The organism is Limibacillus sp. (genome assembly GCA_037379885.1).
GTDB lineage: Bacteria > Pseudomonadota > Alphaproteobacteria > Kiloniellales > CECT-8803 > JARRJC01.
Map to the genome: position 1 here is coordinate 1 of JARRJC010000006.1, position 26,963 is coordinate 26,963.

General features: G+C 65.4%; 22 protein-coding genes. 15 read left to right on the top strand and 7 right to left on the bottom strand.

Annotated elements, in window-relative coordinates:
- From P8X75_03215 to parC, 12 genes are all read left to right on the top strand, one after another.
- Window positions 1–284, top strand: a 284-nt coding sequence (locus tag P8X75_03215) for a PDZ domain-containing protein (protein ID MEJ1994210.1), incomplete at its 5' end; no start/stop codon positions are given.
- 11 nt (window positions 285–295) lie between these two features.
- Window positions 296–1,591 carry a replication-associated recombination protein A gene (locus P8X75_03220; protein ID MEJ1994211.1) on the top strand — a complete coding sequence of 432 codons (1,296 nt, stop codon included), beginning with the start codon at window positions 296–298 and terminating at the stop codon, window positions 1,589–1,591.
- A gap of 172 nt (window positions 1,592–1,763) precedes the next feature.
- A complete protein-coding gene (locus tag P8X75_03225; protein ID MEJ1994212.1) occupies window positions 1,764–2,444 on the top strand; it encodes an isochorismatase family protein in 681 nt (226 codons plus the stop codon).
- Between the two features lie 59 nt (window positions 2,445–2,503).
- Window positions 2,504–2,884 carry a fluoride efflux transporter CrcB gene (gene crcB, locus P8X75_03230; GenBank protein ID MEJ1994213.1) on the top strand — a complete coding sequence of 127 codons (381 nt, stop codon included), beginning with the start codon at window positions 2,504–2,506 and terminating at the stop codon, window positions 2,882–2,884.
- Entirely contained in the window at window positions 2,881–3,867 is a 987-nt protein-coding gene (locus tag P8X75_03235; GenBank protein MEJ1994214.1) for an RluA family pseudouridine synthase, read from the top strand. Before crcB ends, P8X75_03235 begins: the two co-directional genes overlap by 4 nt.
- An 11-nt stretch (window positions 3,868–3,878) precedes the next feature.
- Window positions 3,879–4,544, top strand: coding sequence for an HAD-IA family hydrolase (locus tag P8X75_03240; protein MEJ1994215.1), 666 nt, complete (start codon window positions 3,879–3,881; stop codon window positions 4,542–4,544).
- Between the two features lie 12 nt (window positions 4,545–4,556).
- Window positions 4,557–6,689 (top strand): AsmA family protein, encoded by a 2,133-nt coding sequence (locus P8X75_03245; GenBank protein ID MEJ1994216.1) that lies wholly within the window; start codon window positions 4,557–4,559, stop codon window positions 6,687–6,689.
- Window positions 6,689–7,429, top strand: a complete 741-nt coding sequence (locus tag P8X75_03250; GenBank protein MEJ1994217.1) for an ATP12 family protein — start codon at window positions 6,689–6,691, stop codon at window positions 7,427–7,429. The genes P8X75_03245 and P8X75_03250 overlap by 1 nt, the downstream gene beginning before the upstream one ends.
- 488 nt (window positions 7,430–7,917) lie before the next feature.
- Entirely contained in the window at window positions 7,918–9,450 is a 1,533-nt protein-coding gene (locus tag P8X75_03255) for an acyl-CoA carboxylase subunit beta (protein MEJ1994218.1), read from the top strand.
- A 29-nt stretch (window positions 9,451–9,479) separates the two neighbouring features.
- Complete coding sequence (locus P8X75_03260; protein ID MEJ1994219.1) at window positions 9,480–11,465, top strand: acetyl/propionyl/methylcrotonyl-CoA carboxylase subunit alpha; 1,986 nt, start codon at window positions 9,480–9,482, stop codon at window positions 11,463–11,465.
- A 25-nt stretch (window positions 11,466–11,490) separates the two neighbouring features.
- Window positions 11,491–11,922, top strand: a complete 432-nt coding sequence (locus P8X75_03265; GenBank protein ID MEJ1994220.1) for a hypothetical protein — start codon at window positions 11,491–11,493, stop codon at window positions 11,920–11,922.
- A gap of 181 nt (window positions 11,923–12,103) precedes the next feature.
- A complete protein-coding gene (gene parC / locus P8X75_03270; protein MEJ1994221.1) occupies window positions 12,104–14,347 on the top strand; it encodes a DNA topoisomerase IV subunit A in 2,244 nt (747 codons plus the stop codon).
- Window positions 14,348–14,373: 26 nt separating this feature from the next.
- Here the strand turns inward: parC and P8X75_03275 are convergent, their stop codons facing one another.
- Entirely contained in the window at window positions 14,374–14,715 is a 342-nt protein-coding gene (locus P8X75_03275) for a nuclear transport factor 2 family protein (protein ID MEJ1994222.1), read from the bottom strand.
- Between the two features lie 28 nt (window positions 14,716–14,743).
- Window positions 14,744–16,336: a gamma-glutamyltransferase family protein gene (locus P8X75_03280; protein MEJ1994223.1), complete on the bottom strand. Its 1,593-nt coding sequence runs from the start codon at window positions 16,334–16,336 to the stop codon at window positions 14,744–14,746.
- A 320-nt stretch (window positions 16,337–16,656) separates the two neighbouring features.
- On the opposite strand from P8X75_03280, the gene P8X75_03285 reads away from it, so the two are divergent.
- The 3 genes from P8X75_03285 (at window position 16,657) to P8X75_03295 (ending at window position 21,615) form a co-directional block, all read left to right on the top strand.
- The gene (locus P8X75_03285; protein MEJ1994224.1) at window positions 16,657–17,754 is read left to right on the top strand and encodes a TRAP transporter substrate-binding protein; all 1,098 of its coding nucleotides are present in this window, start codon (window positions 16,657–16,659) and stop codon (window positions 17,752–17,754) included.
- A gap of 103 nt (window positions 17,755–17,857) precedes the next feature.
- Complete coding sequence (locus tag P8X75_03290) at window positions 17,858–18,916, top strand: TRAP transporter small permease subunit (GenBank protein MEJ1994225.1); 1,059 nt, start codon at window positions 17,858–17,860, stop codon at window positions 18,914–18,916.
- A 41-nt stretch (window positions 18,917–18,957) separates the two neighbouring features.
- Window positions 18,958–21,615 (top strand): TRAP transporter large permease subunit, encoded by a 2,658-nt coding sequence (locus P8X75_03295; protein MEJ1994226.1) that lies wholly within the window; start codon window positions 18,958–18,960, stop codon window positions 21,613–21,615.
- Here the strand turns inward: P8X75_03295 and P8X75_03300 are convergent.
- The 5 genes from P8X75_03300 to P8X75_03320 form a co-directional block, all read right to left on the bottom strand.
- A complete protein-coding gene (locus tag P8X75_03300; GenBank protein MEJ1994227.1) occupies window positions 21,612–22,334 on the bottom strand; it encodes an arginyltransferase in 723 nt (240 codons plus the stop codon). The two genes, P8X75_03295 and P8X75_03300, sit on opposite strands and share 4 nt — an antisense overlap.
- Before the next feature lie 13 nt (window positions 22,335–22,347).
- Window positions 22,348–22,917, bottom strand: a complete 570-nt coding sequence (locus P8X75_03305; protein ID MEJ1994228.1) for an RDD family protein — start codon at window positions 22,915–22,917, stop codon at window positions 22,348–22,350.
- A gap of 27 nt (window positions 22,918–22,944) precedes the next feature.
- A complete protein-coding gene (locus P8X75_03310) occupies window positions 22,945–24,120 on the bottom strand; it encodes a cystathionine gamma-synthase (GenBank protein ID MEJ1994229.1) in 1,176 nt (391 codons plus the stop codon).
- A 1-nt stretch (window position 24,121) separates the two neighbouring features.
- On the bottom strand, window positions 24,122–25,516 hold the full coding sequence (locus tag P8X75_03315; GenBank protein ID MEJ1994230.1) for a pyridoxal-phosphate dependent enzyme: 1,395 nt from the start codon (window positions 25,514–25,516) through the stop codon (window positions 24,122–24,124).
- Window positions 25,517–25,682: 166 nt separating this feature from the next.
- On the bottom strand, window positions 25,683–26,915 hold the full coding sequence (locus P8X75_03320; GenBank protein MEJ1994231.1) for a threonine ammonia-lyase: 1,233 nt from the start codon (window positions 26,913–26,915) through the stop codon (window positions 25,683–25,685).
- Window positions 26,916–26,963: the final 48 nt, after the last annotated feature.

The window sequence follows — 26,963 nt, forward strand, 5'->3', positions numbered from 1 at the left end:
AAGGCAGCAGCCCCCTTGCCGGGGCCAAGGTTGCCAATCTCTCGCCCTGGCTTTCGGAGAACCTGGAGATGAGCGGAGAGTGGGAAGGCGTAGTGGTGCTGGGCGTCTATCGGGGCAGTCCGGCGGCGCGCCTCGGCCTGCGCAGCGGCGATATCATCCGCGAGCTCAACGACGAAGAACCCGGCAGCACGGCGGCGCTTGAGGAACTCGTGGCCAAGGGCAGCGCGCCCTGGTCCATGACCATCGAGAGGGACGGCAAGTCGCTCACCTGGAACGGGGGCTGATACCGGCGCCCATGGCCACGCTCTTCGAAAAGGACGCGCCCAGGCCGCTCGCCGACCGCCTGCGCCCCAAGGGGCTGGAGGAGGTGATCGGTCAGGACCATCTGCTGGGACCGGAGGGCGCGATTGGCCGCATGAAGCGCAGCGGCCGCCTGACCTCCATGATCCTCTGGGGGCCGCCCGGCTGCGGCAAGACCACCATCGCCCGCCTGATCGCCGACAGCGGCGAACTGGCCTTCGAGCCGCTCTCCGCCGTCTTCTCGGGCGTCGCCGACCTGAAGAAGGTGTTCGAGCGCGCCCGTCAGCGCCGGGAAGGCGGGCAAGGCACGCTGCTCTTCGTGGATGAGATCCACCGCTTCAACCGCGCGCAGCAGGACGGCTTCCTGCCCTACGTGGAGGACGGCACGGTGGTGCTGGTGGGGGCGACCACCGAGAACCCGTCGTTCGAGCTCAACGCCGCCTTGCTGTCGCGCTGTCAGGTCTTCGTGCTGCGCCGCCTGGACGACGAGGCGCTGGAGAAGCTGCTGGCCCGCGCCGAGACCGACCTCGGCCACGCCCTGCCGCTCGACGCGGAGGCGCGCGACACGCTGCGGGCGCTCGCCGACGGGGATGGGCGTTACCTCTTGAATCTGGTGGAAGCGATCGAGGCGGCAGCGCCCGAGAGCGACCTGGACCGCGATGCCTTGCTGACGCTGGTCCAGAAGCGCGCGCCGGTCTACGACAAGAGCCGGGAGGAGCACTACAACCTCATCTCGGCTCTGCACAAGTCGCTGCGCGGCTCGGACGCCGACGCGGCGCTCTACTGGCTGGCGCGCATGCTGGTCGGCGGAGAGGATCCCCGCTACATCCTGCGCCGCCTGGCGCGCTTCGCCGTCGAGGATATCGGTTTGGCCGACCCCGCCGCCCTGCAACAGTCGCTGGCGGGGTGGGAAGCCTATGAACGCCTGGGCTCGCCGGAGGGCGATCTGGCGGTCGCCCAGGTGGTCCTCTATCTGGCCACCGCGCCCAAGTCGAATGCGGCCTATGCGGCCTATAAGACCTCCCTCTCCGCGGCGCGCGACACCGGCTCGCTCATGCCGCCCAAGCACATCCTGAACGCGCCGACCTCGATGATGAAGGACCTGGGTTACGGCAAGGACTATGCCTACGACCATGACACCGCCGAGGGCTTCTCCGGCCAGGATTACTTCCCCGAGGAGATGGAGCGGCGGCAGTTCTACGACCCGCCCGAACGCGGCTTCGAGCGGGAGATCAACAAGCGTCTCGCCTACTGGCGGAAGCTGCGGGACGCGCGCTCCGGCAAGACCTAGAGCCCGATCCATGCGCTGCATGCAGGTGACTGACGGCAGCTATGCTGGATTCGCCCTTGTTCTTAGATGGTTAAGGCGTAGTTTCGCGAAATGAGAGACCGGGGCAGGGGCCCCTTCGCCCGCTGGTCCTGTTTCGAGGGAGAACGAACTTCAACGGAGGCCATTCAACCTAATGTCCGACTATACGCTGCCGCAGCGTGACCGGGTCGCCTTGATCACCAACGAATTGCAGCGCGACTACATCGAGGAGGGCTCGCCCATCTCCTCCCAGTCGACGCGCCAGTCCGCCCGTCAGGCCGCCGGGATCGTGCGCGCCTTTCGCGAGCAGGGCCTGCCGATCCTTCACGGCGTGCGCTTTTTCCTGCCCGATGGCTCCAATGTGGAGCCCTGCCGCCGTCAGGCGGTGGAGGAGGGCATGCGCGTCCTGATGCCGGGTACCCGGGGCGCTGATCTTCTCGAAGATATCCAGTTGCCCGGAGAGCGGCGGCTTGCGGTCCACACCCTCCTGGACGGTGAGATTCAGGAGCTCTCGCGCTCAGAATACGCCTTCTACAAGCCCCGCTGGGGCGCGTTCTACCGCACGCCGCTGGACGCCATGCTCCAGCAATGGGGCGTCAACACCCTGGTCCTGGTCGGCAGCGACTTCCAGAGAGGGGTCCAGGCGACCGTCTATGAGGCCTGCGCGCGCGACTACCGCGTGGTGGTGATCCCGGAGGCCGCCGGCAACGACGAGCCGGAAGAAGCGCTGAACGAACTCGGCCGGCTCGGCGTCTATCTGATGAGCGAGACCGCCACGCAAAACTGGCTCAAGAGCGGGCGCCAGCAAAGCCTGAGCGCTGCCTTGTCGTCTTGATCGCCGGGGCGAAGCCCGGCAGTCTAAGCGCCGCTTGATCCCATGACCGGAGAGGCATCATGAACATGGTACTGGCCGTGGCCGCCGGGGGTGCGCTGGGCGCTGTCGCCCGCTATTTCGGCGCCGGATACATCGGCCGCCTGCTGGGCCTGGATTTCCCCGTCGGGATTCTGGCGGTCAATATCATCGGTTCCTTCCTGATGGGCGTCCTGGTGGAGGCTTCGGCCCTGGTCTGGTCGCCCTCTCCGGAACTGCGCGCCTTCATCGCCGTCGGCTTCCTCGGCGCCTTCACGACCTTTTCGACCTTCTCGATGGAAGCGGTGCTGCTGTACGAGAGGGGGCAGGGGCTCGCGGCTGCCCTCTACGTGGGTCTCAGCGTCGGGCTTTCGCTGGGCGCTTTCCTACTGGCTCTCTCCCTGATGCGCAGTCTCCTGTCATGAGCGGGGTGGTGACGCGTCAGGTCGGGGCGGGCGAAGGCGGCCAGCGGCTCGACCGCTGGTTCAAGCAGCACTATCCCTCGCTGGGCCTGGGACGGCTCAACAAGCTGCTTCGGACCGGACAGATACGCGTGGATGGCAAGCGCGCCAAGTCCTCGACTCGGCTGGAGCCCGGCCAGGCGATCCGGGTCCCGCCCATGGACGACAGCGCCCAGCAGCCGCCCGGCGAGCGTCCCAAGCGCACGGTGAAGGCCGATCCCAAGCTGGTCGAGCAGTTGAAGCAGGCGATCCTCTACAAGGACGACTGGGTGCTCGCGATCAACAAGCCGGCGGGGTTGGCCGTCCAGGGCGGCAGCAAGCAGGAACAGCACCTGGACGGGCTTCTGGACGGGCTGAGGCTGGGCGCGGATGAGCGTCCGCGCCTGGTCCACCGACTGGACAAGGATACCAGCGGCGTGCTGCTGCTGGCGCGCAGCGCTGAAGCCGCACGGCGTCTGGCCGAGGCCTTCAAGGACAAGGAGACCGAGAAGGTCTATTGGGCCGTGGTGGTGGGCGAGCCAAAGCCGCTTGAAGGCCGTCTTGATCTGGCGCTGTCGAAGAAGCCTTCTCCGCGTGGCGAACGGGTTGATGTGGACGAAGAGGAGGGACGGCGCGCCGTGACCGACTTCCGTGCGCTGGACCGGCTGGGCGGCAAGGCGACGCTGCTGGAACTGCGGCCGTTGACGGGACGCACCCACCAGCTCCGCGCCCATTGCCGGGAGCTGGGCACGCCGATCCTGGGCGACGGCAAGTATGGGGGCGCGGATGCTTTCCTGGAGGGGCTGGACCTGCCCAAGAAGCTGCACCTGCACGCGCGGCGCATCCGCCTGCCGCACCCTTCGGGCAGCGGGAAGCTGCTGGAGGTGAAGGCGCCGCCGCCGCGCCACCTGCTCGAGACCTTCGAGCTCTTGGGCCTGGAGCCCAGCGACCTCGATCCTGAGCTCTGACGGGGGCCGCCATGCACGGCTTCAAGCTCATCGTCTTCGACATGGACGGCACGCTGATCGACGGTCAGCACCACATCCAATACGCGATGCGCGAGAGCTTCACCGCGCTGGGCCTGCCGGAGCCGGATGCCGAGAAGGTGCGCTCCATCGTCGGACTTACCCTGGAGGACGCCTTTGCGCGCCTGCACCCAGAGCCGGAGAGCGAGGCCCAACTCCTGCGCCTGATCGGTCACTTCAAGGAAACGGCCTTCGCGCTGCGCCGCAGGCCCGATTACTCCGAGCCTCTCTACGAAAGCGTCAAGGAGGTCATCGCCGAGCTCGACGGGCCGGAGGTCTGCCTGGGGATCGCAACCGGAAGGGCGCGGCGGGGCGTAGATTTCAGCCTCGATCTGCATGGCCTTTCCCACCATTTTGTCACAATTCAGACAGTGGACAACAACGCCGGGAAGCCGCACCCTGAGATGCTGCAGCGTGCCATGGCCGAGGTGGGCGCCGAGCCCGAGGAAACGGTCATGATCGGCGATACCTCCTACGACATGTTGATGGCGCGCGCGGCCCGTTGCCGTGCACTGGGCGTCGCCTGGGGTTATCATCCGCGCGATGAATTGCACGCGGCGGGAGCAGAACATCTGGCGGAGCGCTTTGGGGAGATACCCGGGCTGCTGGCGCGTTTTTAGGAGAAGCGAAGAATGCGACTGAAGCATGTCCTGATAGGCCTATTCGTTCTGATCGTGGCGGTGATCGTTGCCGGTTACGCCGTCCTCAGCAGCCTGGATATCAACCAGTACCGCGATCAGATCATCGCGGAAGCTGAGAAGGCGACGGGACGCACGCTGCGTATCGACGGGGAGATGGACCTCAAGATATCGCTTTCGCCTGCGGTCGTGCTGAACGACGTCGGCCTTTCCAACGCCGAGTGGGCCGCGACCGACGAGATGGTCTCGGTGAACCGCTTCGAGCTGGAAGTCGCGATCCTGCCGCTCCTTTCGAACGAACTTCAGATCAAGCGTCTGGTGATCATCGACCCGGTCATCGAGCTGGAGACCCAGCCCGATGGGACCGCGAACTGGGCGCTGGAGGTTGGCGAGCCGGGCGCTGAGCCGTCCGAACCCTCCGAAAGCGGTGGCGGGAAGTTGAGCACCAGCTTCGACGAGGTCGTCATCGAAGGCGGGCGCGTCACCTACCGCAACGGCGCGACGGGGGAGACCCTGGCGCTGACCATCGACAGCCTGACGGCGGAGGCCAGCGGCACCTCCTCCCCGCTGGTTCTGGACTTCACGGGCAGCTATCAGGATGTGCCGGTCAATCTGGCGGGCTCCCTTAGCAGCCTTGCGGTCCTGACCGACCCGGATCAGAAGAAGTCCATCGACCTCAGCGGCGGTTTGGGCGGCATGGAGTTCACGGCGCTTGGCACGGCGCTGCTGAGCGGCGGTCAGCCTTCCGCCGACATCGCGCTCACCTTCAAGGCCGACGATCTTTCAGCCATCGAGAAGATTTCCGGCGCCGGCGTTCCGCCGCTGACCGGCATCGACGTCTCGACGCAGGTGGCGCTGAGCGGCCAGACACTGAAGCTGAGCGACATCAAGGCCGTGGTGGCGAACAGCGATTTGGAGGGTCAGCTCACTCTGGTGGCGGGCGCCACGCCTTCGGTCACGGGAACTATCCAGTCGGAGACCATCGACCTGCGTGATTTTGCGGCCGAAGGTGCTGAAGGCGGCGGTCAGGCAACGGAAGCCCCGGCGTCAGGTGGCGGTGATTCGCCCTATGTGATTCCGGAAACGCCGCTGCCGCTCGATCTGCTGCGCGCGGCGATGGTGGATGTGAACCTCTCGGTGGGCGCGCTTGTCCTGAACGACAGCCTGACCCTGGAGCAGACCCAGGGTAAAATCGGCCTGAAGGACGGCGTCCTGACGCTGACGCCCCTGAAGACCCTGCTTTCCGACGGTCGCCTGCAGGTCGACAGCACGCTCAACTCTGCCCAGCAAACGCCGGCGCTGGACTTCGGTTTCACCGCCGCTGGCGTCGACTATGGCAAGCTGCTGCGTGAGCAGGGCAACTTCGACAAGATGCGCGGCACCATCGGCGCGGACATCGCGGTTGCGGGCAGCGGCGCCTCTCCGCGGGCCATCGCCTCCACCCTCAACGGCACCATCAAGATCGAGGGTGGCGAAGGACAGCTCGACGACCGCCTGTTGAAGATCCTGACAGCGGGCGTCGATCAACTGGGGACCCTCTTCTCCAAGGAGCAGGGCAATAAGCTGAACTGCATCCTGGTTGAGTTCGAGGTCAAGAACGGCCTCGCCACCTCCAAGGCCATTGTCATGGACAGCGAGGTGCTGACGGTCTCCGGCGGCGGGACCATCGATCTGCGTACGGAGGAGCTGAACCTGGTGTTCGATACCTCGACCCGCAATGCGTCTCTCGCCAGCCTTGCCGTGCCCTTCCGGGTCGGCGGCACCATGAAGAACCCGCGTGTCGCGCCCGATCTGGCGGGCACCGCGCTGGGCATCGCCAAGACCGCGGGCGTGGTGGTCAATCCCGTCGCAGGGGTCTCGGCGCTGTTGGGCGCGAAGGCGGTCGAAAGCAGCGACGGTGGCACCGCCTGTAGCGCTGCGGTCGAGCAGGTTCAGTCGGACGGCGGCGGCGGTGGCGTCGAGCAGATCCTCTCCGACCCGAAATCCGCCATCGACAGCGTCCTGGGCGGCGGCAGCGGCGACGCTGGCGCAACCGGCGGCGCGACCGATGGCGGGAGCGGCGACGGCGGTTCCAGCAACCCGGTGGAAGACGCGACCAAGAAGCTGAAGGGGCTCTTCGGGAACTGATGACCGACGAGACGCTCGAAAAGAAGCTGCGCGAAGCCCGCCGGAAGCCCAAGCGTTTCTATAAAACAGCCACCGCCGGGGAAACGCCGGACGGCTGGGTCGTGCTGCTGGACGGGCGCGCCCTGCGCAGTCCCATGAAGCAGCCGGTAATCCTGCCCAGCGCGGCCTTGGCTGAGGCTTTGGCGGAAGAGTGGGACGCGCAATCCGAGGAGATCGACGCTGCGGCCATGCCGCTGACGGCCCTCGCCTGCACGGCCCTGGACAGGGCGGGGCCCCAGCGCAGGGATCTCGAAGCCCAGCTTCTGGCCTATGGCGGCAACGACCTGCTCTGCTACTGGGCGGAGCACCCGGAGAACCTGATCGAGCGCCAGCGGGCCGTCTGGCAACCCGTGCTCGATTGGTGCAAGGACCGCTATGGCGCAGAGATGAACGTGGTCGCGGGCATCCTGCCCTGTGAGCAGCCGCCCGAGAGCCGCGAGGCGTTGGCCCGGGCGGTAGCGGACTTGGACGCCTTCCGCCTGGCGGCCTTGTCGACCGCAGTCGGCGTCAGCGGCTCCTTGTTGATCGCTCTCGCTCTTGTGGAGGGCCATCTGGACGCCGAAGCCGCCTTCGAGGCAGCCGAACTGGACGCCAGCCATCAGATAGAGCTTTGGGGCGAGGATTTCGAGGCATCGGTCCGTCGAGAGGCGGTCATGCGCGACTTACGGGCGGTGGCGCAATTTCTTCATTTGCTTAAATAACCTGACTTGGCGGTGACTTAGCCCAATTTGGCCGTGACCTGCGAAAACTAGGACTTGCCAAGCGTTTTCTCTTGATATTACGATTTGTGACAAGGCTAGACGTAGGTCTCACGTCTGGTTTTCAGATCGGCAGAGTCACGCTTTGGGAGAGGGGTGGCTTGTTCGCTGGTTTGAAACGCGGACCTCTCTGGTCGTCCCCTTCGGTAGAAGGGTCCGCGCTTCGAGGCGCCTTGGTGGGTGTCCTCTAATACGGCCGGCGACGCAACCCCCACCGCGTCGCCGGCCAATTTAGTTCCAGACCCAGCTTTCATTCCTTATTCAAACCAGGTCCTGTCTCAATCAGGTCTCGTGGATTTGCGCCGTGGAATTGCGCGTGGAGATACGCCGCCGGGTCGCCGGTCTCCGCACAAGCTTGGCGGGGGCTGCCTCGCGTGCTATCAGCATTGCGCTAACAGAAAAGCAATAAGTCCGCGATTAGGGGAAGGGACATGCAGGACATCATCCGATTGTTGGAAGAAAAGCGTGAGGCCGCGCGCGCCGGGGGTGGCGAGCGCCGTACCGAGGCGCAGCACGGGAAGGGAAAACTGACCGCGCGCGAGCGGATAGAGGTGCTGCTGGACGAGGGTTCCTTCGAAGAATGGGACATGTTCAAGGAGCACCGCTGCGTCGATTTCGGCATGGCCGACCAGACCGTTCCCGGCGATGGCGTGGTCACGGGCTTCGGGACGGTGGGCGGACGCCCGATCTTCGTCTTCAGCCAGGATTTCACGGTCTTCGGAGGATCGCTCTCGGAAACCCACGCCGAGAAGATCTGCAAGATCATGGATCAGGCCATGCGGGTGGGCGTGCCGGTCGTGGGCCTCAACGATTCCGGCGGCGCGCGCATTCAGGAAGGCGTGGCCTCACTTGCCGGCTACGCCGAGGTGTTTCAGCGCAACGTGCTCGCCTCGGGCGTGGTGCCCCAAATTTCCATGATCATGGGTCCCTGCGCGGGCGGGGCGGTCTACTCGCCGGCCATGACCGACTTCATCTTCATGGTGAAGGACTCCTCCTACATGTTCGTGACCGGCCCCGACGTGGTGAAGACCGTGACCCATGAAACCGTGACGCATGAGGAGCTGGGCGGGGCCTTGACCCACACCACCCGCTCCGGCGTCGCCGACCTGGCGTTCGAGAACGATGTCGAGGCCCTGCTGGAGCTGCGCCGCTTCCTCGGGTTCTTGCCCTCGTCAAATCGTGAGGGCCCGCCTGAGCGTCCGACAGGCGACCCGCGTGACCGTCCCGACTATTCCCTGGACAGCCTGATCCCGCCCAACCCGAACAAGCCCTACGACATGAAGGAGCTGATCGAGAAGGTGGTGGACGAGGGCGAGTTCTTCGAGCTTCAGCCCGCCTATGCCGGGAACATCGTGATCGGGTTCGCGCGCTTCAACGGATCGCCGGTCGGGATCGTCGCCAATCAGCCCATGGTGCTCGCCGGCTGTCTGGATATCTCTTCCGCCATCAAGGGCGCGCGCTTCGTGCGCTTCTGCGACGCCTTCAACATTCCGATCGTCACCTTCGTCGACGTGCCGGGGTTCCTGCCGGGAACCTCTCAGGAATACAACGGCATCATCAAGCATGGGGCAAAGCTGCTCTTCGCCTACGCCGAAGCGACGGTGCCCAAGGTGACGGTCATCACCCGCAAGGCCTATGGCGGTGCTTACGACGTGATGAGCTCCAAGCATCTGCGCGGCGATGTGAACTATGCCTGGCCGACCGCTGAGATCGCCGTCATGGGGCCGAAGGGCGCGGTGGAGATCATCTTCCGTCAGGACATGGACGACCCTGAGAAGATCGAGCAGCGCACCGAGGAATACCGCCAGAAGTTCGCGAACCCCTTCGTAGCGGCTTCGCGCGGCTTCATCGATGACGTGATCATGCCGCACAACACGCGGCGCCGGATCTGCCGGGCGCTGGAGATGTTGCGGGACAAGGAGCAGGAAAACCCGCCCAAGAAGCACGATAATCTGCCGCTGTAACGCGCAAGACGGGGACAGGAAGCACCAAGATGGCTGATAAGAAACGACCCTTTGACAAGATACTGATCGCCAACCGTGGCGAGATCGCCTGCCGCGTGATCCGCTCGGCCAAGCGCATGGGCATCAAGACCGTCGCCGTTTATTCGGAGGCGGACGCCGGAGCGCTGCATGTCGACTTGGCCGACGAGTCCGTCGCGATTGGGCCCGCCCCCGCCTCGGAGAGCTACCTGGTCGCCGATAAGCTGATCGAGGCCTGCAAGAAGACCGGGGCTGAGGCCGTTCACCCCGGCTATGGCTTCGTCTCGGAGAACACCGCCTTCGCCAAGGCGCTGGACAAGGCCGGCATCGCCTTCATCGGTCCGCCGCCGGGCGCCATCGCCGCCATGGGCGACAAGATCGAATCGAAGAAGCTGGCGGCGGAAGCGGGGGTTTCCACCGTTCCCGGCTACATGGGCGTCATCGCCGACGCCGAGGAGGCGGTGAAGATCGCCAAGGAGATCGGCTTTCCGGTCATGATCAAGGCCTCAGCCGGGGGCGGCGGCAAGGGCATGCGCGTGGCCTACGACGAGGCCGAGGCGAAGGACGGCTTCCGCTCCGCCACGAACGAGGCGCGCTCCTCCTTCGGCGACGACCGGGTCTTCATCGAGAAGTTCATCGAAGAGCCGCGCCACATCGAGATTCAGGTCCTGGCGGATAAGCACGGGACGACGCTGCACCTGGGCGAGCGTGAGTGCTCCATCCAGCGCCGCCATCAGAAAGTCATCGAAGAGGCTCCATCGCCCTTCCTCGACGCCGAGACGCGTGAGGCCATGGGCGAGCAGGCCAAGGCGCTGGCGCGCGCGGTCGATTACTGCTCCGCCGGCACGGTCGAGTTCATCGTCGACAAGAACCGCAATTTCTACTTCCTGGAGATGAACACGCGCCTTCAGGTCGAGCATCCCGTGACCGAGATGGTGACCGGGATCGATATCGTCGAATGGATGATCCGGATCGCCGCGGGCGAGAAGCTGACGCTCGCCCAGGAGGACATTGGCTGGAAGGGTTGGGCCATCGAATCGCGCGTCTACGCCGAGGATCCCCGCCGCAACTTCCTGCCTTCCATCGGCCGTCTGGCCCGCTACAGGGAACCTCAGGGCGAGGGCGTGCGCGTGGACAGCGGCGTGATCGAAGGCTCGGAGATCACCATGTTCTACGATCCCATGATCGCCAAGCTGGTGACCTATGGCGCCGACCGGAACAAGGCGATCGCCCGTATGCAGACCGCGCTGGATTCCTTCTACATCCGCGGTATCAACCACAACATGGACTTCCTCGCCGCCGTACTGGCGCAGCCGCGTTTCAAGGAAGGGCGGCTTTCCACCAACTACATCGCCGAGGAGTTCCCGGACGGCTTCGAAGGGCTGGAGGCGAGCGAGGAGGTGACGCGCCAGTTGATCGCGACCGCCGCCGTCCTGCGCTTCATCCGCGCGGAACGGGATGCCGAGGTCTCCGGTCAGGAGGCGCCCAACGATTGGGTCGCGCGGGTGGAGCAGACGGAGAATCACCCGGTCTCGGTGGAACGCCGGGGAGAGGACTTCCTGGTGGAGTTGGGCGGCCATTCCATGACCGTCTCCAGCGCCTGGAAGCTGGGCGATCTGGTCTTCCTCGGCAAGGTCGAGGGCAAGGGCGTATCGATCCAGATCGACAGGCGCGGACCGGCCGACCGGCTTACCATGGGCGGTGTCGCTCAGGAGATCATGGTGCTGCGCCCGCGTATCGCGGAACTTGCCGCGCTGATGCCGATCAAACAGCCGCCCGACCTCTCCAAGTTCCTGCTCTCCCCAATGCCGGGGCTGCTGGTCTCGCTGGCCGTGGAGGAGGGGCAGGAGGTCAAGGCAGGCGAGGAGCTCGCGGTCGTGGAGGCGATGAAGATGGAGAACATCCTGCGCGCCACCAGCGACGGCAAGGTCTCCAAGGTCTGCGCCGAGCCGGGGGCGAGCCTGGCGGTCGATCAGGCGATCCTGGAGTTCGAATAAGGCCCGGGTGGGCGAATAGCCGGACATGGAACATCTCGACAGACCCTCCGAGGAAGATTGGGACGAACGCCGTCTCTGGTTCGAGGAGGAGCAGGCGCGCGCCACCGCAGGCGGCGTCGGCCGCTTGTCGGAGCAGGGTGCGGCGCTGATGGTCGAGTTGCAGTGCTGCTTTTGCGCCGGGGCCTGGGTGGCCAGCGTCCTGCTGGCCGCCGCCGTGGTCGACGCCCAGGCGCTTTACAGCGGCTTCCCGGCCGATGAACTCACTGAGGAGCGGAGCTGGTTACGGCAGCTGCGCAATGGCCTGCTGCACGAGAACCGCTCCAAGCCTGCCCTGACCGTCGAGGATCACTGGACCCAGCGCGACCTCTGGCGGCGTCACGCCAAGCGCGCGGTCAGGGTCGCCTTCGCAAGCGTCCACGGCACGGCCTCGCCCCGGCGGCGCGCCGGGCGAGGGTAAGAGGGGCGGGAGTGAGAAGGAGCCTTGGGGCGGAGAGGTGCCGGAAGGCTTCGAGCAGCGCCCGACAGCCTGAGCCGCCCTCCTGACCAACCGACTTTTCCCCAGGCCAGCAGGCTACGCGATCTTGTAGCGCTGTGGCCTTGGGGCTACCATATCTCGCGATTCTTATCAGGGAGACTCCATGTCCGCCGTTCGCTCGGAAGACGAGGGCAACATCCAGCCGGTGCGCCTGGCCGACGCGCTGGCCGAGCGTTACTTGAGCTACGCCCTTTCCACCATCATGGCTCGCTCGCTGCCCGACGTGCGCGACGGCTTGAAGCCCGTTCACCGGCGCCTGCTCTACGCCATGCGCCAACTGCGATTGAACCCCGATTCGCCCTATAAGAAGTCGGCCCGCGTGGTCGGCGACGTGATCGGTAAGTTCCACCCGCACGGGGATCAGGCGATCTACGATGCGCTGGTGCGCCTGGCCCAGAACTTCGCGCTGCGGTATCCGCTGATCGACGGGCAGGGCAACTTCGGCAATATCGACGGCGATAACGCGGCGGCCATGCGATACACCGAGGCCCGGTTGACGGCCGTGGCCGAGGCGCTGCTCGACGGCATCGACGAGGACACGGTCGATTTCCGCCCGACCTATGACGGGGAGGGCAAGGAGCCGGTGGTGCTGCCGTCGGCCTTTCCGAACCTGCTGGCCAATGGCTCCCAGGGCATCGCGGTCGGCATGGCCACCTCGATCCCGCCGCACAATGCCGAAGAGCTCTGCAACGCGCTGCTGCACATCATCAAGCACCCCAACGTCACCGCCGACAAGCTGGTGGAACTGGTGCCCGGACCCGACTTCCCGACCGGCGGCATCCTGGTGGAATCCCGCGAGGCGATTCGGGAGGCCTATGCCACGGGGCGCGGTTCCTTCCGTCTGAGGGCGCGCTGGGAGGCGGAGAAGATGCCCGGCGGCACCTACCGGATCATCGTCACCGAGATTCCCTATCAGGTTCAGAAATCCAAGCTGATCGAACGCATCGCCGACCTGCTGCACCAGAAGAAGCTGCCGCTGCTGGCCGACGTCCTGGACGAGTCCGCCGCTGATGTGCGCGTGGTGCTGGAGCCCAAGAGCCGCAACGTCGCGCCGGAGGTGCTGATGGAGCACCTCTTCAAGCAGACAGAGCTGGAGACGCGGGTCAGCCTCAACATGAACGTGCTGGGGGCGGACCACACCCCGCGGGTCATGCCGCTGCGCGACGTCCTGCAGGCTTTCCTTGACCACCGGCACGAGGTGCTGGTGCGGCGTTCGCATCATCGCCTGGACGAGATCATCAAGCGCCTGGAGGTCCTGAGCGGCTATCTGGTGGCTTACCTCAACCTCGACGAGGTGATCCGGATCATCCGGGAGGAGGACGAGCCCAAGGCCGAACTGATCGCGGCCTTCGATCTGACCGAGAATCAGGCGGACGCCATCCTGAACATGCGCCTGCGCCATTTGCGCAAGCTTGAGGAAATGGAGATCCGCAAGGAGCACGACGCCCTGACGGCGGAACGCGCGGACCTCGAAGACCTGTTGGAGAACGAGGAGAGGCGCTGGTCCACGATCGCCGATCAGATCCGCGCAACGCGGGAGGCCTTCGGCAAGAAGACCGACCTGGGGCGGCGCATGACCGACCTCGGCGACGTGCCGGATGACATCGTGGTGCCGCTGGAAGCGGTGATCGAACGCGAGCCCATCACCGTCCTGCTTTCCCAGAAGGGCTGGATACGGGCGATGAAAGGGCACGTCGAGGATGTGACCACCGCCAAGTACAAGGAAGGCGACCGGGAGCGCTTCGTTCAGCGCGCCCAGACCACCGACAAGCTGCTGGTCTTCGCGACCAACGGGCGGCTCTACACGCTGGGTGCCGACAAGCTGCCCGGCGGGCGGGGTTTCGGGGAGCCGCTGCGCCTCATGATCGACCTTCCCAACGATCAGGACGTGATCGCCATGATGCTGCACAGGCCGGGCGGCAAGCTGCTCGTCGCTTCCAGCGAGGGGCAGGGCTTCCTGGTTCCCGAGGAAGAGGTGATCGCGCAGACCAAGAACGGCAAGCAGGTCCTGAACGTCTCCGATGGGGCCGAGGCCCAGGTCTGCCGCCCGCTGCCCGAAGGCGCGGATTCTGTCGCGGTGGTGGGGGACAACCACAAGCTCCTGATCTTCCCGCTGGAAGAGCTGCCGGAGATGACCCGGGGCAAGGGCGTACGGCTACAGCGCTACAAGGACGGCGGCCTGGCCGACGCCAAGTGCTTCACGCTGGCCGAGGGCCTGAGCTGGACCATGGGCGGTGCGGGGGATCGTACGCGTACGGAGACCGAACTGACCGACTGGCTGGGCAAGCGCGCCTCGGCAGGCCGCTTGCCGCCGCGCGGCTTCCCGAAGAACAACCGCTTCGATTGAGTTCGATTGACTTCGATTGAGGCGGCTCAGGCGCGCACGAAGAAGATGCGCTTGATGAGGCCCTGGATCACCTCGTACATCGCCAGCACCTGCACCTGACCGCCGGGCAAGCCGGTCAGCACCTCCCGGTCGATGGCGTAGTCGCCGATCTCCATCTGGTTGGTGACCGCGCAGTAGAGCTCCTCGTGAGAGAAGCGGTTCTCATAGAGGCTCCGGATTTCCTCGTGCCCCTCGGCGATGACATCGCCCGATGGCAGGTCGTAGATGACGGCGTCAGCGTGGAAGAGCGCCATGTAGCCTTCCAAATCATGGGCGTTGTAGGCCTGTAGCTGCAGCTTGGCGACCTCGCGCGGCGTGCGGTTCTCCATCTTGTCTTTCCCTCTCCCTTAAGTTCCCTCAGAGCGCCACGGCATCGCCGTCGCTGCGCGGATCGCTGGCGCCTTCGTAGCGGCCCTCGGGCGATACCGCGACCGCGCCGGCATGACCCATGGTGCTGGTGAAGGGCTCCAGCACTTCGACCTCGTGACCGGCGTTCCTGAGCGCCTCCACCAGGGCCGGGTCGAAGCGGCTCTCCAGCTTCAGGGTCGTGGTGTTCTCCCCCCAGGTGCGGCCCAACAGCCAGCGCGGCGCGGTGACCGCCTGCTGCAGATCCTGGCCGAAGAGGACATGGCGGCTGTAGACCGCCGATTGGCTCTGCGGCTGGCCTTCGCCCCCCATGTTGCCGTAGGCGAGGGTGCGCCCGTCCTTGAGGCGCGCAAGCGCCGGGTTCAGCGTGTGGAAGGGCCGCAGGCCCGGCTGCAGGTGGTTGTGGTGCGCCGGGTCGAGCGAGAAGGCCGTACCCCGGTTCTGCCAGAGGATGCCGGTATCCGGCACCACCAGGCCGCTGCCGTACTCCCAATAGACCGACTGGATGAAGGAAACCACGCGCCCCTCGGCGTCGGCGGCTCCCATCCAGATGGTGTCGCCCGGTTTGGGTTGGTGGGGCCAGGGCAGGGCGCGCTTGCGGTCTATGCCCGAGGCGAGCTCATCCAGAAAGGCGGATTGCAGCCAGGCCTTGGGGTCCGTGGTCATGATCTTGGGGTCGGCGAGCGAGGCGTTGCGCAGGATGAAGGCCTGCTTTGTCGCTTCGACCAGACCGTGGATATGGTCGAAGCTTTCGGCCTCGCGCACCCCAAGGCGGTCGAAAAGCGCCAGGATCATCAGCGAGGATACGCCCTGTGTCGGGGGCGGCATGTTGTAGAGCTTGCCGCTGCCGATCTCGACCGACAGAGGTTCGACCGGGCGCGCCAGGTAGGCCTCCAGGTCGGAGAGGCGCAAGGGGCTGCCGACGGACTCCAGACCTTTGGCGAGGCTGCGGGCCAGATCGCCCCGGTAGAAGTCGTCGAACCCGGCGCGGCCCAACTGTTCCAGGCTGGCGGCCAGCGCCGGCTGCTTCAGCAGCGCGCCCTCCGGCAGCACCTCGCCGCCGGCATCCAGATAGGTCGCGGCAAAGCCCGGTGAATCGAGCAGTTCCGGCAGCTTCTCGCGGGTCAGCCCCTCCTGACCGCGGGTGACGCAGACGCCTTCCTTGCCGTGGCGGACGGCCGCGGCCATCAGCTCCTCGCGGGGAAGCGCCTTGCCCCAGGTCGAGGCGTGCCTCAGCGCCGCGCCCCAGCCGGCGACGGTCCCAGCGCAGGTGAGGGCGGCCAGCGGGCCGCGCGCCGGTATCTGCTCCAGCCCCTGTTCTCTGTAGAAATCAATGCTGGCGAGTCCGGCCGCGCCGCCGCTCGCGTCGATTCCGACCGGGTCCTTACCGGGTTCGGCGATCAGCCAGAAGCCGTCGCCGCCGATGGCGTTCATGTGCGGATAGACGACGGCGATGGCGGCGGCCGCTGCGACCATGGCCTCGACGGCGTTCCCGCCCGCGCGCAGGATGTCGACGCCTGCTTCGGCGGCCAGATGATGCGGCGCGCTGACCATTCCGCGCCGTCCCTGTCTTGCGTAGATCATTCTTGTAGGGCGTCCTTTCCTGCCCGTGATGCAGCGGCGAACCAAGGCCGCGCGGCAGTAGAGCATGGGCCCGGCGTGGCCGTCTAACGTGAAAGTCGAGGCAATCCGCCCGCTCTTGAATTGATGGCGACGAAGCCATGCGAAATGATTGAAACTGCTTTGCGTTTTCGTTCTAGCTCTTATAGGATCGCCTTCGCTTCGCGCTTTCGTTTGGCGTGAGGGTGGAGGACGTCGCAAACCGTTGGCTGTTCTCTGGCAAAGACGCTTACTTTCGCGCGGAACACGCGATAACCGATCAGAACCCAAGGGAGGTTTCTTTAATGAAAAGGCGTGACTTCATCAAAACGGCGGGCGTGGCTGGCGTCGGCGGCGTGGCCGCTGCTTCGGCTCTGGCGGCTCCGGCGGTCGCACAGGACCGCATCGAAATGGCGGTCGTCTCCACCTGGCCCCGCGATTTCCCCGGTCTTGGCACCGGCGCGCAGCGCTTCGCGCAGCGCGTGTCCGACATGACCGACGGCCGCATCCAGGTGCAGTACTTCGCCGCTGGCGAGCGCGTCGGCGCGTTCGACTCCTTCGACGAAGTGGCGTCCGGTAACGCCCAGGCCTATCACGCAGCCGACTACTACTGGAAGGGCAAGCATCCCGGCTGGGCCTACTTCACCTCCGTTCCCTTCGGTCTCACCTACACCGAAATGAACGCCTGGATCCGCTTCATGGGCGGCCAGCAGCTCTGGGACGAGCTCGCTTCCGAGTTCGGCCTCAAGTGCCTGATGTGCGGCTCGACCGGCGTGCAGATGGGCGGCTGGTTCAACAAGGAAATCGAAGAGGCCGACGACCTCAAAGGCCTGAAGATGCGTATTCCTGGCCTCGGCGGCGACGTCATGGCCAAGCTGGGCGCCTCTCCGGTATCCCTGCCGGGCGGTCAGATCTACGAAAACCTCGTGTCCGGCGCGATCGACGCCACCGAGTGGGTCGGCCCCTGGAACGATGAGGTCATGAAGTTCTACGAAGCCGCCAAGTACTACTACTACCCCGGCTTCCACGAGCCCGGCTCCATGCTGGCCGTCGGCATGAACAAGTCCTGGTGGGAGAGCCTGTCGCCCTCCGATCAGCTCATCATCGAGGCCGCTTCTTCCATGGAGAACGACGTGATGATGTCCGAGTTCAACGCCAAGAACGGTGAGGCGCTGACGCGCCTGATCAACGAGCAGGGCGTCGAGCTGCGCGAGTTCAACGATGACATCTACGATTCCTTCGGCGCCGCCGCCGAGGAGGTCTTCGGTGAAGCGCGTGCGCACAGCGATCTGGCGAACCGCATCCACGAGAGCTTCGCCGCCGCGCGGGCCGATGTGGGTGCCTGGGGCAACCTCGCCGAGGTGGCCTACCTTCGCCAGCGTAACCGCGTGCTGGGCGTCTGATCCTGATCGAAGCCTGAGAAAGGCGAAGACAGGTTCTTGAGAACTGTGTGGGCGGGGTTCCTCGGTACGGGACCCCGTCCCGCAGCTTTAGGATTAAGCGAACATGGCATCTTCCGCGGAAGCCGAATTCTCGACGCCCACGAGGGGCGCTGGAGGCTCCTCGACGCTCGACTTGGTGTTGCGCATCGCCTGCTGGTACGTGGCCGGCGCGACGCTGATGTTCCTTCTGAACAACTATCTGATTTTCTGGCGCGGCTGGCCGGGCCTTGCGACCTTTTTCTCCTACCAGGGATGGTTGGGGGAGAACAGCACGCCCATGGACCCCAGTCTGGCGCTTTACGGCTGGCTGCAGACCTTCTCCTACCTGGCGGTGTTCCTCATCGCCTGCGTCATGGTTCTGCGCCGCTCGCACGAAGGGCTGCGGCCCGATAGTAACCGCCTCTCGGCCCTGTCGGCCTATTTCGCGCGCGCGGCTTTCTGGGCCGTGCTGCTGGTCGGCCTCGCCGACATGGTGATCTCCTTCCTCCGGGTCGAAGGTCTGATGGAGGCCTTGATCGGCCCCGACCTCACGACCGAGATGGGCCGCTCCCAATGGCGGGGCACCTACATTCACTACCCGCTGATCGGCGTGGCCATGGTGATCGCCTTCTTCACGCGCGGCCTGTCGTTCATGTGGCTGGGAACGCTGGTGGTGCTGGCGGAGCTTCAGATCGTGGTCCTGCGCTTCATCTTTTCCTACGAGCAGGCCTTCATGGGCGATCTGGTGCGCTTCTGGTACGCGGGGCTGTTCCTGTTCGCCAGCGCGCATACGCTGGTCGCGGACGGACACGTTCGCGTGGACGTGCTGTTCGCGCGCTTCCGCATGCCGACCAAGGGTATCGTCAACGCCATCGGCGCGGGGGTCCTCGGTATCCCGCTTTGCGTTGTGGTGCTGACCCGGGGCATGTGGGGCAAGTCCAACATCATCAACTCGCCGCTTTTGAGCTTCGAGGTCTCCCAGTCCGGTTTCGGCATGTACACGAAGTACATCATGGCCGGTTTCCTGGTGGTCTTCGCGCTCACCATGATGATCCAGTTCGCGAGCTACTTCCTCAAAGGGATCGCCGACTACAAGGAAGAACCGGGTGGGGACGAGCCGAGCGACGGCGAGATCGTCCACTAGGCCCCGCAGATAAGCTGGCATGAAAGCGTGGTAGAAAAATAATGGAGCTCTTCTTCCTCCTCCTCCTGGTCCTGCTGATGGCCACGGCTCTGGCTTCGGGTTTTCCCGTGGCCTTCTCCCTGCCGGGCTCGGCGATCCTGGCCATCACCATCGCCGGCGTCGTGGGCTGGCTGGTGGCGGGCGATTCCGGCGCCTACTTCGCGCAGGACGGACCGATCGAGTGGTTGACCGCGGGCGTCACCAACTTCCGCGGCATCTATTGGGAGGTTGAACGCGACACGCTGATAGCAATTCCCCTGTTCGTCTTCATGGGGATCATGCTTCAGCGCTCCAAGATCGCCGAGGACCTGCTGGTCAAGATGGCCCAGCTCTTCGGGCCGATCCCAGGCGGTCTCGGCATCTCCGTCGTCTTCGTGGGCGCGCTTCTGGCCGCGACCACGGGCATCGTCGGCGCCACCGTGGTGGCCATGGGCTTGATCTCCCTGCCGGCCATGCTGCGCAACAACTACTCCAAGCCCCTGGCGACCGGCACCATCGCGGCCTCCGGAACGCTGGGTCAGATCATTCCGCCCTCGATCGTGCTGATCATCCTGGCCGACCAGTTGGCGAGCGCCGCGGATCAGGCATCGACCCTGCGTCAGCAGGAGTACAAGGAGGCGACCGGGGCCTTCAACATCCCCAGCGAGTTCGATGTCGGCTCCACCTCGGCCGGCGATATGTTCCTGGGCGCCTTCCTGCCCGGGCTGGTGCTGGTCGGGCTCTACATGGTCTTCATTCTCGGCTTTGCCTTCCTGCGGCCCAAGCAGGCGCCCGCGGTGCACTACGACGGAAAGTTCGACGGACAGTTCTGGATTTCCGTCCTGCTGTCTCTCGTGCCGCCCCTGGCGCTGATCTTCGCGGTCCTGGGCTCGATCCTGCTGGGCATCGCCACGGTCAACCAGGCGGGCGCCATCGGCGCGGCGGGCGCCACCATCATGGCGGGCTACCGCCTGATGGACGGCAGGAAGGGCGCTTACTACCCGGCGATCCTGGCCGTGATCTCCCTGGCCGCGATCATGGTGCTGCTGCAGTTCTTCGATCTGAACATCAAGAGCATCGACAATAGCCGCGATATGGTGGGGATCGCCCTGGCCATCGTCGCCGTCGCAGCCTTCCTGACCTCCATCGTGTGGTCGGGCTGGCGGACCTTCAAGCTGGAAGACACGCTGCGCGGGGTCATGATCGACACCGCGAAGACCACCTCCATGGTATTCATCATCCTGCTGGGCGCAGCCATGCTGACGGCGGCCTTCCGCGCCTTTGGCGGCGAGGAGTTGGTGCGCGAGTTCCTGACCGGCCTGCCGGGCGGCTTCTGGGCGCAGTTCTTCGTGGTCATGGCCGTGATCTTCATCCTGGGCTTCTTCCTGGACTTCATCGAGATCGCGGTGGTGGTGGTTCCCATCGTCGCGCCGATCCTGTTGGCCGATCCCTCGGCCAACGTCACGGCCGTCTGGCTGGGCGTGATGATCGGCCTCAACATCCAGACCTCGTTCCTGACGCCGCCCTTTGGCTTCGCGCTCTTCTACCTGCGCGGGGTCGCCCCGGCAGCGGTCAAGACGCTGGAGATGTACCGTGGCGTGGTGGCCTTCATCTCGCTGCAGCTGATCGCGCTGGTGATCGTCGCCTTCGCGCCGCCGCTGGTGAACTATCTGCCGCAGCGCACCTACCTGACCTCGGAAGTGGCGCCGCCGCCGCTGAATCCGCGTTTGCAGGCCTGCATCGAGGATTACCTTGCGGTCTACTACGACGAGAACGGCGACCAGCTGCGCTCGGCCATCTCTTCGGTGCGCCAGCTCGACTACGCCGGGCTGCCGGCGGAGGTGCGCGAGACCCTGCAGGAGTCCTTCGACAGCGCCGAGACCGCGCTTTCCACGCTGGACGAGGTCAAGGCGGCGGAGGCCGAACTGAGAGCCTATGAGCCCGATTACAGACCTCTCCACAGAGAGGTGCGTGCGCTTCAGGCGGATGTCCGCAAGCTCCAAGCCCGGATCGATCAGGAAAAGCAGCGCATCAACCGCTACCGGCGCGACGAGCGCTTCGGAGAGAGCGATATCGCCAAGGTCGAAGAAGAGATCGACGAACTCATGGCGCTTCAGGAGGAAGACAAGGCCGCCATCCCCGATGAGTGGGAGAGCGCGCATGAAACCTACAAGGGTCTTCTGGCTGAGAAGAATAAGGCGCGCGGCACCTACCGGCGCTTGGTGGACCAGTCCTACGACGAGTTGGTCGAGGTGATCGCCTCCATCGGTTCGGCCGACGGTCTCGCCGCGGTGCGCCCGCAGATCGAGGCCTTGCCGCAGGCGCTGCAACAGCAGCCGCCCGCAGAAGCCGAAGAGACGATCCAGGATGTCGAGCGGACGCTGCGCGACATCGAAGGCACCAACGATATCCGCAAGCCTCTGTCACGGGCGCGCCGCGCCTTGGAGGACAACGATATCGAGGAGGCTGGAGTAAAGCTGGCCGAGGCGCTGGATCTCTTCGCCATGGAGCTTTCCTGGCGTCAGCAGGCAAAGGACGGCGTCTACGCCGACCTGGTGGCCTATGAAGAGACGATCCGCAACTCGATCGGCCTTCGCAAGCAGTCACGCCTGCCGCGCGACATCGCGCTCGACGTGGCGGCTTGCCAGTCGGTGCACCGGGATATCTCTTTGGAGTTCTAGAGGCGCTGCCAGCTCCGTTTGCGGAGCACTTCGAGCGGCTTGAAGGCGGACTTGTAGGCCATCTTCGGCGACCCCTCGATCCAGTAGCCGAGGTAGACGAAGGGGAGGCCAAGCCGGGCCGCCTCTTCGATTGCCCAGAGGATCATGTAGTTGCCGAGGCCGCGTTTTTCTTCGCGCGGATCGAAGAAGGAATAGACCAGGCTCAGGCCGTCGGTCATGCGGTCGCAAAGCAGGCCCGCGACCATCCGGCCCTTTTCATCACGGAACTCCACCAGACAGGTGTCGACCGGCGAGGCGCCGACCATCTCCGCGAAGTCGCGTTCGTTCATGTTGGCCATTTCGCCGTCGCCGTGGCGGGCCTGCAGGTAGTGCTGGAAGAGATCAAATTGCTCCTGCGTCACTAGGGGCGCCCTCGGCACGCCGCGCAGGTCCTCGTTGCGCTTCCAGGTCCGGCGCTGGCCGCGTGAAAGAGAGAATTCCCGGACCGGCACGCGCGCTGGCACGCAGGCGTCGCAGCGGCGGCAGGCGGGCCGGTAGATGTAGCGCTGGCTGCGGCGGAAGCCGCCACGCGTGAGCTCGTCATGCCGGCGCTGGGCCTCCGGCCCGTCCAGCACCAGCAGCAGCTTTCGCTCCCAATAACCCTCCAGGTAGGGGCAGGGGACCTCGTTCAGAACCAGGATCGGCTGCAGGTCTCGGACCGGGGGAAGCGTGCCGTCCATCGCACTCTCCGCCCTATTCCGCCGCCAGGCCGGCAGAGGCGCGTTCTGCGAGGCGGCTGGCCCGCACCACGACGGTGCCGGCCAGATAGTCGTGCAGGCAGCGCCGGCGCTCGTTCATCAGGGCGACCACCAGCACGATCCAGGTGCTGGGCGCGACGGTCACCACGAAGAGCGCGGCGTGCAGGTAGCCTTGGAGCATCTCGGGCCGGTCGCCGGTCCAGCTGCGCACCTCCAGATCCAGGAGCGCCATGCCCGGCGAGGCGCCGTGCGCGCCGATGAAGTAGCCGTGATAGAGCACCGGCAGGAAGGCGACCGTCAGGATGGCCAAGAGGATGCTCAAGGGGCCAAGCGTGAAGAAAGAGGCCACGCTCACCAGCCCCGCGACCGCCCAGACCGCGACGATCAGGAAGAACATGATCATGGCGTCGATGAGCCAGGCGAAGACGCGCCGCGAGGGCACGCCATCATAAAGCTGCGGATCTTCCAGGGGGTCGGGGGCGGCCCCGCCCTCCCAGGCACGGCCCGAGGCGCGCTCCGGCAGACGCAGGCGCATTGGCAGGCCGCCTTTTTCGTTCTTCGTCATGGCTAATAAGATAAGCGCGCCCCGGCCCTAGGCCAAGGCTTGCTCCAAGTCGGCGATCAGGTCGTCCGCATCCTCGACACCCACGGAAAGGCGCACCAAGCCATCGTCGATCCCCAGTTCCGCCCGGCGCTCGGCGGGGATGGAGGCGTGGGTCATGATGCCCGGATGCTCGATCAGGCTTTCCACCCCGCCCAGGGATTCGGCCAGCGCGAAGAGTTCGACCCGCTCCAAGAAGCGCCTGGCGGCGGGCAGTCCACCGTCCAGGATTGCCGTTACCATGCCGCCATAGCCACCGGTCATCTGCCGCTCGGCGAGCGCCTTCTGCGGGTGGCTGTCGAGGCCGGGGTAGTAGACCTTGGCGACGTTCGGCTGCGCTGCCAGCCATTCAGCCACGCGCCCGGCGTTATGGCAGTGACGCTCCATGCGCAGCGCCAGGGTCTTCAGCCCGCGCAGCACCATGAAGGAGTCGAAGGGCCCCTGAACCGCGCCGACCGCGTTCTGCAGGTAGGCGAGGCGCTCGGCCAGATCGTCGCGCCCGCCGACCACCAGCAGCCCGCCGACCACGTCGGAATGGCCGCCCAGGTACTTGGTCGCGGAGTGCATCACCATGTCCACGCCAAAATCCAGCGGACGCTGCACGAAGGGCGAGGCGAAGGTATTGTCGGCGACGCTGATGAGGCCGTGCTTCTTGGCCAGCAGGGCGACCGCTTCCAGGTCCACCAGCTTCAAGAGCGGATTGGTCGGCGTTTCGATCCAGATCATCTTGGTTTCCGGACGGATAGCCGCTTCGACCGCGCTCAGATCGCTGAGGTCGACGAAGGAGAACTGAAGGCCGGCGGACTTCTTTCGGACGCCGTCGAACAGGCGGTAGGTGCCGCCGTAGAGATCGTCCATGGCGATGATGTGATCGCCGCTTTCCAGCAGGTCCAGGGCCGTCGCCGTGGCGGCCAGGCCGGACGCGAAGGCGAAGGCGCGGCTGCCGTTCTCCAGATCCGCGATGCAGCGCTCGTAGGCGTAGCGCGTCGGGTTGTGGGACCGGCTGTATTCGTAGCCCTTGTGGACCCCCGGGCTCTCCTGAACATAGGTCGAGGAGAGGGAGATCGGCGGCATGATCGCGCCGGTGGTGGGGTCGGGCGTCTGACCGGCATGGATGGCGCGGGTCTGGAAGGCGGCGCGGTTGCGCCCTGTTTTGCTGTCGCTCATGTCAGCGCACTTTCTGTCTCAGATGGTTCAGCAGGTCGATCCTGGTGATCAGGCCCAGGAAGGTGGTGCCCTCGACCACGATGGCGACGCGGCCCTGGTCGAAGATCGGCAGCAGGTCCTCGATGGGCCGGTCCACCTGAATCGTCTCCAGTTGGCTGGTCATGGCCTGATGGACCGGGTCCTTGAAGCGCGCCTCGTCGCGGAACACGCGCATGAGCAGGTCCTCCTCGTCCAGGATGCCGCAGACCTGGCCGCTATCCTCCAGGACGGGGAGCTGCGAGACGTCGTAGAGCTTCATGCGGCCATAGGCCGTGAGCAGTGTGTCGTTCGGGCCGAGTGTGACGGTCGCGCTGTCGGTATGCAGGCGGCTGATCAGGTCCCGCAGGTCGCCCGTCTTGGGCCGCTTCAGGAAGCCTTGGTCCAGCATCCAGTAGTCGTTGTACATCTTGGACAGGTATTTGTTGCCGCTGTCGCAGACGAAGGTCACGACGCGCTTGGGCTCGCTCTGTTCGCGGCAGTATTTCAAGGCGGCTGCGATCAGGGTGCCGGAGGAGGAGCCGGCCAGAATGCCTTCCTTCGAGAGCAGCTCGCGGGCGACCTTGAAGGCTTCCTCGTCGCTGACGCTATAGGCCTTCTTGACCCGGCTGAAGTCTGCGATGTCGGGCAGGAAGTCCTCACCGATCCCCTCCACCAGCCAGGATCCGACGTCCTTGGAGATTTCACCGGTCTCGACGTAGTGGGCGAGGATCGACCCTTCCGGATCAGCCAGCACCATTTCGACCTCGGGCGCTTCCTTGGCGAAGAAACGCGAGAGGCCGGTGATGGTGCCCGCGGAGCCCACGCCGCAGACCATGGCGTCCATGCGCCCTTCCATCTGTGCCCAGATTTCCGGCCCTGTCGTCAGCTCATGCGCCATGGGGTTGGCGGGATTGCCGAACTGGTTGACGTAGAACCAGCCCTTCTCGGAGGCGAGGCGCTCGGCCATGTCCTGATAGTATTCCGGGTGGCCCTTGCCGACGTCGGAGCGGGTCAGGATGACATCGGCGCCCAAGGCCTTCAGGTGAAAGATCTTCTCCTGTGCCATCTTGTCCGGCACCACGATCACCAGGCGATAGCCCTTCTGGGCGGCGACCAGCGCCAGCCCCAGGCCCGTGTTCCCGGCCGTCGCCTCGATGATTGTCCCGCCGGGCTGGAGGCTGCCGTCGACTTCCGCGGCTTCGATCATGGTCTTGCCGATCCGGTCCTTGATGGAACCGCCGGGGTTCTGGCTTTCCAACTTCAGGTAAAGCTCACAAGGCCCTGTATCGATGTGATGAACCCGGATCAACGGCGTGTTGCCGATGGCCTCCAGGACGTTGTCGTAGACGGGGGGCTTGGGGAGCTGATCTTCAGGCATGCGGGCGGCCTCCTCCTATGAGGCGGGATTGTCGTCGGTCGATGAGCGCGCCCCATAGGTATCGTGGTCGCGGCGGGGGAGCGCAAGCCCCCCGCCGGTAAATATCCGGTTATCGGGTGAAAAGATCCCTATTCACAGAGCCGCCATGTGTGACTTGAAGCCGGGCTTAAAAGACCTGGGAGTCGATGGAGCGGCTGGAGAGCACGCGGGTGCGAAAGCCCTGTGCCTGAAGACCGTCCACGATCTCCTTCACGTGATCTGCGTTCCGGGTCTCGACGATGATGTCGATCTCCGCGTTGCGCACGGGCACGTCCTGGAAGAGCCTCTGGTGGAAGACCTCGATGATGTTGCCGCCGCTGCGCCCGATGATGTCGGCCAGCTTGCCCAGCACGCCGGGCCGGTCGGAGATGTCGATGCGCAGGCGCACCATGCGGCCGTCGCGCACCAGGCCGCGGGTCAGCACACCGGCCAGAATGCGCACGTCGATGTTGCCGCCGCAGATCACCGTGCCGACCTTCTTGCCCTTGAAGCGTTGCGGGTGGGCGAGCAGGGCGGCGAGTCCGGCGGCGCCGGCGCCCTCGGCGACCAGCTTCTGCTTTTCGGCGAGTGCTGCGATGGCGGTCTCGATCGCGGTCTCGTCCACCAGGATGATCTCCTCGACCAGTTCCTTGATGATGGCGCGGGTGATTTGGCCGGGGTTCTTCACCGCGATGCCGTCCGCCAGCGTCTGGCCGCCGCTGTTCGGCGTGAGGTTGTGGAGGGCCTGATACATGGAGGGATAAAACTCGGTCTCCACGCCATAGACCTTGATGTCCGGTTTGATGGCCTTCACGGCCGTTGCGATGCCCGAGATGATGCCGCCCCCGCCGATGGGCACCACGATCACTTCCAGGTCCGGGTGGTCTTCCAGCATCTCCATTCCAATGGTGCCCTGGCCGGCGACGATCAACTCGTCGTCATAGGGATGGACGAAGGTGAGGTTCTTTTCCTTGGCGATTTCCCGTGCGGCCACGGCCGATGCGTCCAGCGTTTCGCCGGTCAGGACCACCTGCGCGCCGAAGGAGCGGGTCCGCTCCACCTTGGTGATCGGCGCGAAGTCCGGCATCACGATGGTGGCGGGGATGCCCATGCGCATGGCGTGATAGGCGACGCCCTGCGCGTGATTGCCCGCCGACATGGCGATCACACCTGTCTTGCGCTGCTCGTCGGTCAGGCTGGAGAGCTTATTGACCGCGCCCCGCTCTTTGAAGGAGCCGGTGGTCTGAAGGTTCTCCAGCTTCAGAACCAGATCGAAACCCAGGTCTTCGCTCAGGCGCGCGGCTTGGATGGAGGGCGTGCGCAGAACCTGACCTTCGATGACTTTCGCGGCGTCCTTGATGTCTTCCAGGCTCACGGTCATGGCGGTAGCGTCCTTGAATGGGCGGGAGAAGGGGAAAAGCCCCTTAGC

Coding starts and splice junctions, on each gene's coding strand:
- P8X75_03220 (MEJ1994211.1), top strand. CDS start 296: ATGGCCACGCTCTTCGAAAAGGACGCGCCCAGGCCGCTCGCCGACCGC.
- P8X75_03225 (MEJ1994212.1), top strand. CDS start 1,764: ATGTCCGACTATACGCTGCCGCAGCGTGACCGGGTCGCCTTGATCACC.
- crcB (MEJ1994213.1), top strand. CDS start 2,504: ATGAACATGGTACTGGCCGTGGCCGCCGGGGGTGCGCTGGGCGCTGTC.
- P8X75_03235 (MEJ1994214.1), top strand. CDS start 2,881: ATGAGCGGGGTGGTGACGCGTCAGGTCGGGGCGGGCGAAGGCGGCCAG.
- P8X75_03240 (MEJ1994215.1), top strand. CDS start 3,879: ATGCACGGCTTCAAGCTCATCGTCTTCGACATGGACGGCACGCTGATC.
- P8X75_03245 (MEJ1994216.1), top strand. CDS start 4,557: ATGCGACTGAAGCATGTCCTGATAGGCCTATTCGTTCTGATCGTGGCG.
- P8X75_03250 (MEJ1994217.1), top strand. CDS start 6,689: ATGACCGACGAGACGCTCGAAAAGAAGCTGCGCGAAGCCCGCCGGAAG.
- P8X75_03255 (MEJ1994218.1), top strand. CDS start 7,918: ATGCAGGACATCATCCGATTGTTGGAAGAAAAGCGTGAGGCCGCGCGC.
- P8X75_03260 (MEJ1994219.1), top strand. CDS start 9,480: ATGGCTGATAAGAAACGACCCTTTGACAAGATACTGATCGCCAACCGT.
- P8X75_03265 (MEJ1994220.1), top strand. CDS start 11,491: ATGGAACATCTCGACAGACCCTCCGAGGAAGATTGGGACGAACGCCGT.
- parC (MEJ1994221.1), top strand. CDS start 12,104: ATGTCCGCCGTTCGCTCGGAAGACGAGGGCAACATCCAGCCGGTGCGC.
- P8X75_03275 (MEJ1994222.1), bottom strand. CDS start 14,715: ATGGAGAACCGCACGCCGCGCGAGGTCGCCAAGCTGCAGCTACAGGCC.
- P8X75_03280 (MEJ1994223.1), bottom strand. CDS start 16,336: ATGATCTACGCAAGACAGGGACGGCGCGGAATGGTCAGCGCGCCGCAT.
- P8X75_03285 (MEJ1994224.1), top strand. CDS start 16,657: ATGAAAAGGCGTGACTTCATCAAAACGGCGGGCGTGGCTGGCGTCGGC.
- P8X75_03290 (MEJ1994225.1), top strand. CDS start 17,858: ATGGCATCTTCCGCGGAAGCCGAATTCTCGACGCCCACGAGGGGCGCT.
- P8X75_03295 (MEJ1994226.1), top strand. CDS start 18,958: ATGGAGCTCTTCTTCCTCCTCCTCCTGGTCCTGCTGATGGCCACGGCT.
- P8X75_03300 (MEJ1994227.1), bottom strand. CDS start 22,334: ATGGACGGCACGCTTCCCCCGGTCCGAGACCTGCAGCCGATCCTGGTT.
- P8X75_03305 (MEJ1994228.1), bottom strand. CDS start 22,917: ATGACGAAGAACGAAAAAGGCGGCCTGCCAATGCGCCTGCGTCTGCCG.
- P8X75_03310 (MEJ1994229.1), bottom strand. CDS start 24,120: ATGAGCGACAGCAAAACAGGGCGCAACCGCGCCGCCTTCCAGACCCGC.
- P8X75_03315 (MEJ1994230.1), bottom strand. CDS start 25,516: ATGCCTGAAGATCAGCTCCCCAAGCCCCCCGTCTACGACAACGTCCTG.
- P8X75_03320 (MEJ1994231.1), bottom strand. CDS start 26,915: ATGACCGTGAGCCTGGAAGACATCAAGGACGCCGCGAAAGTCATCGAA.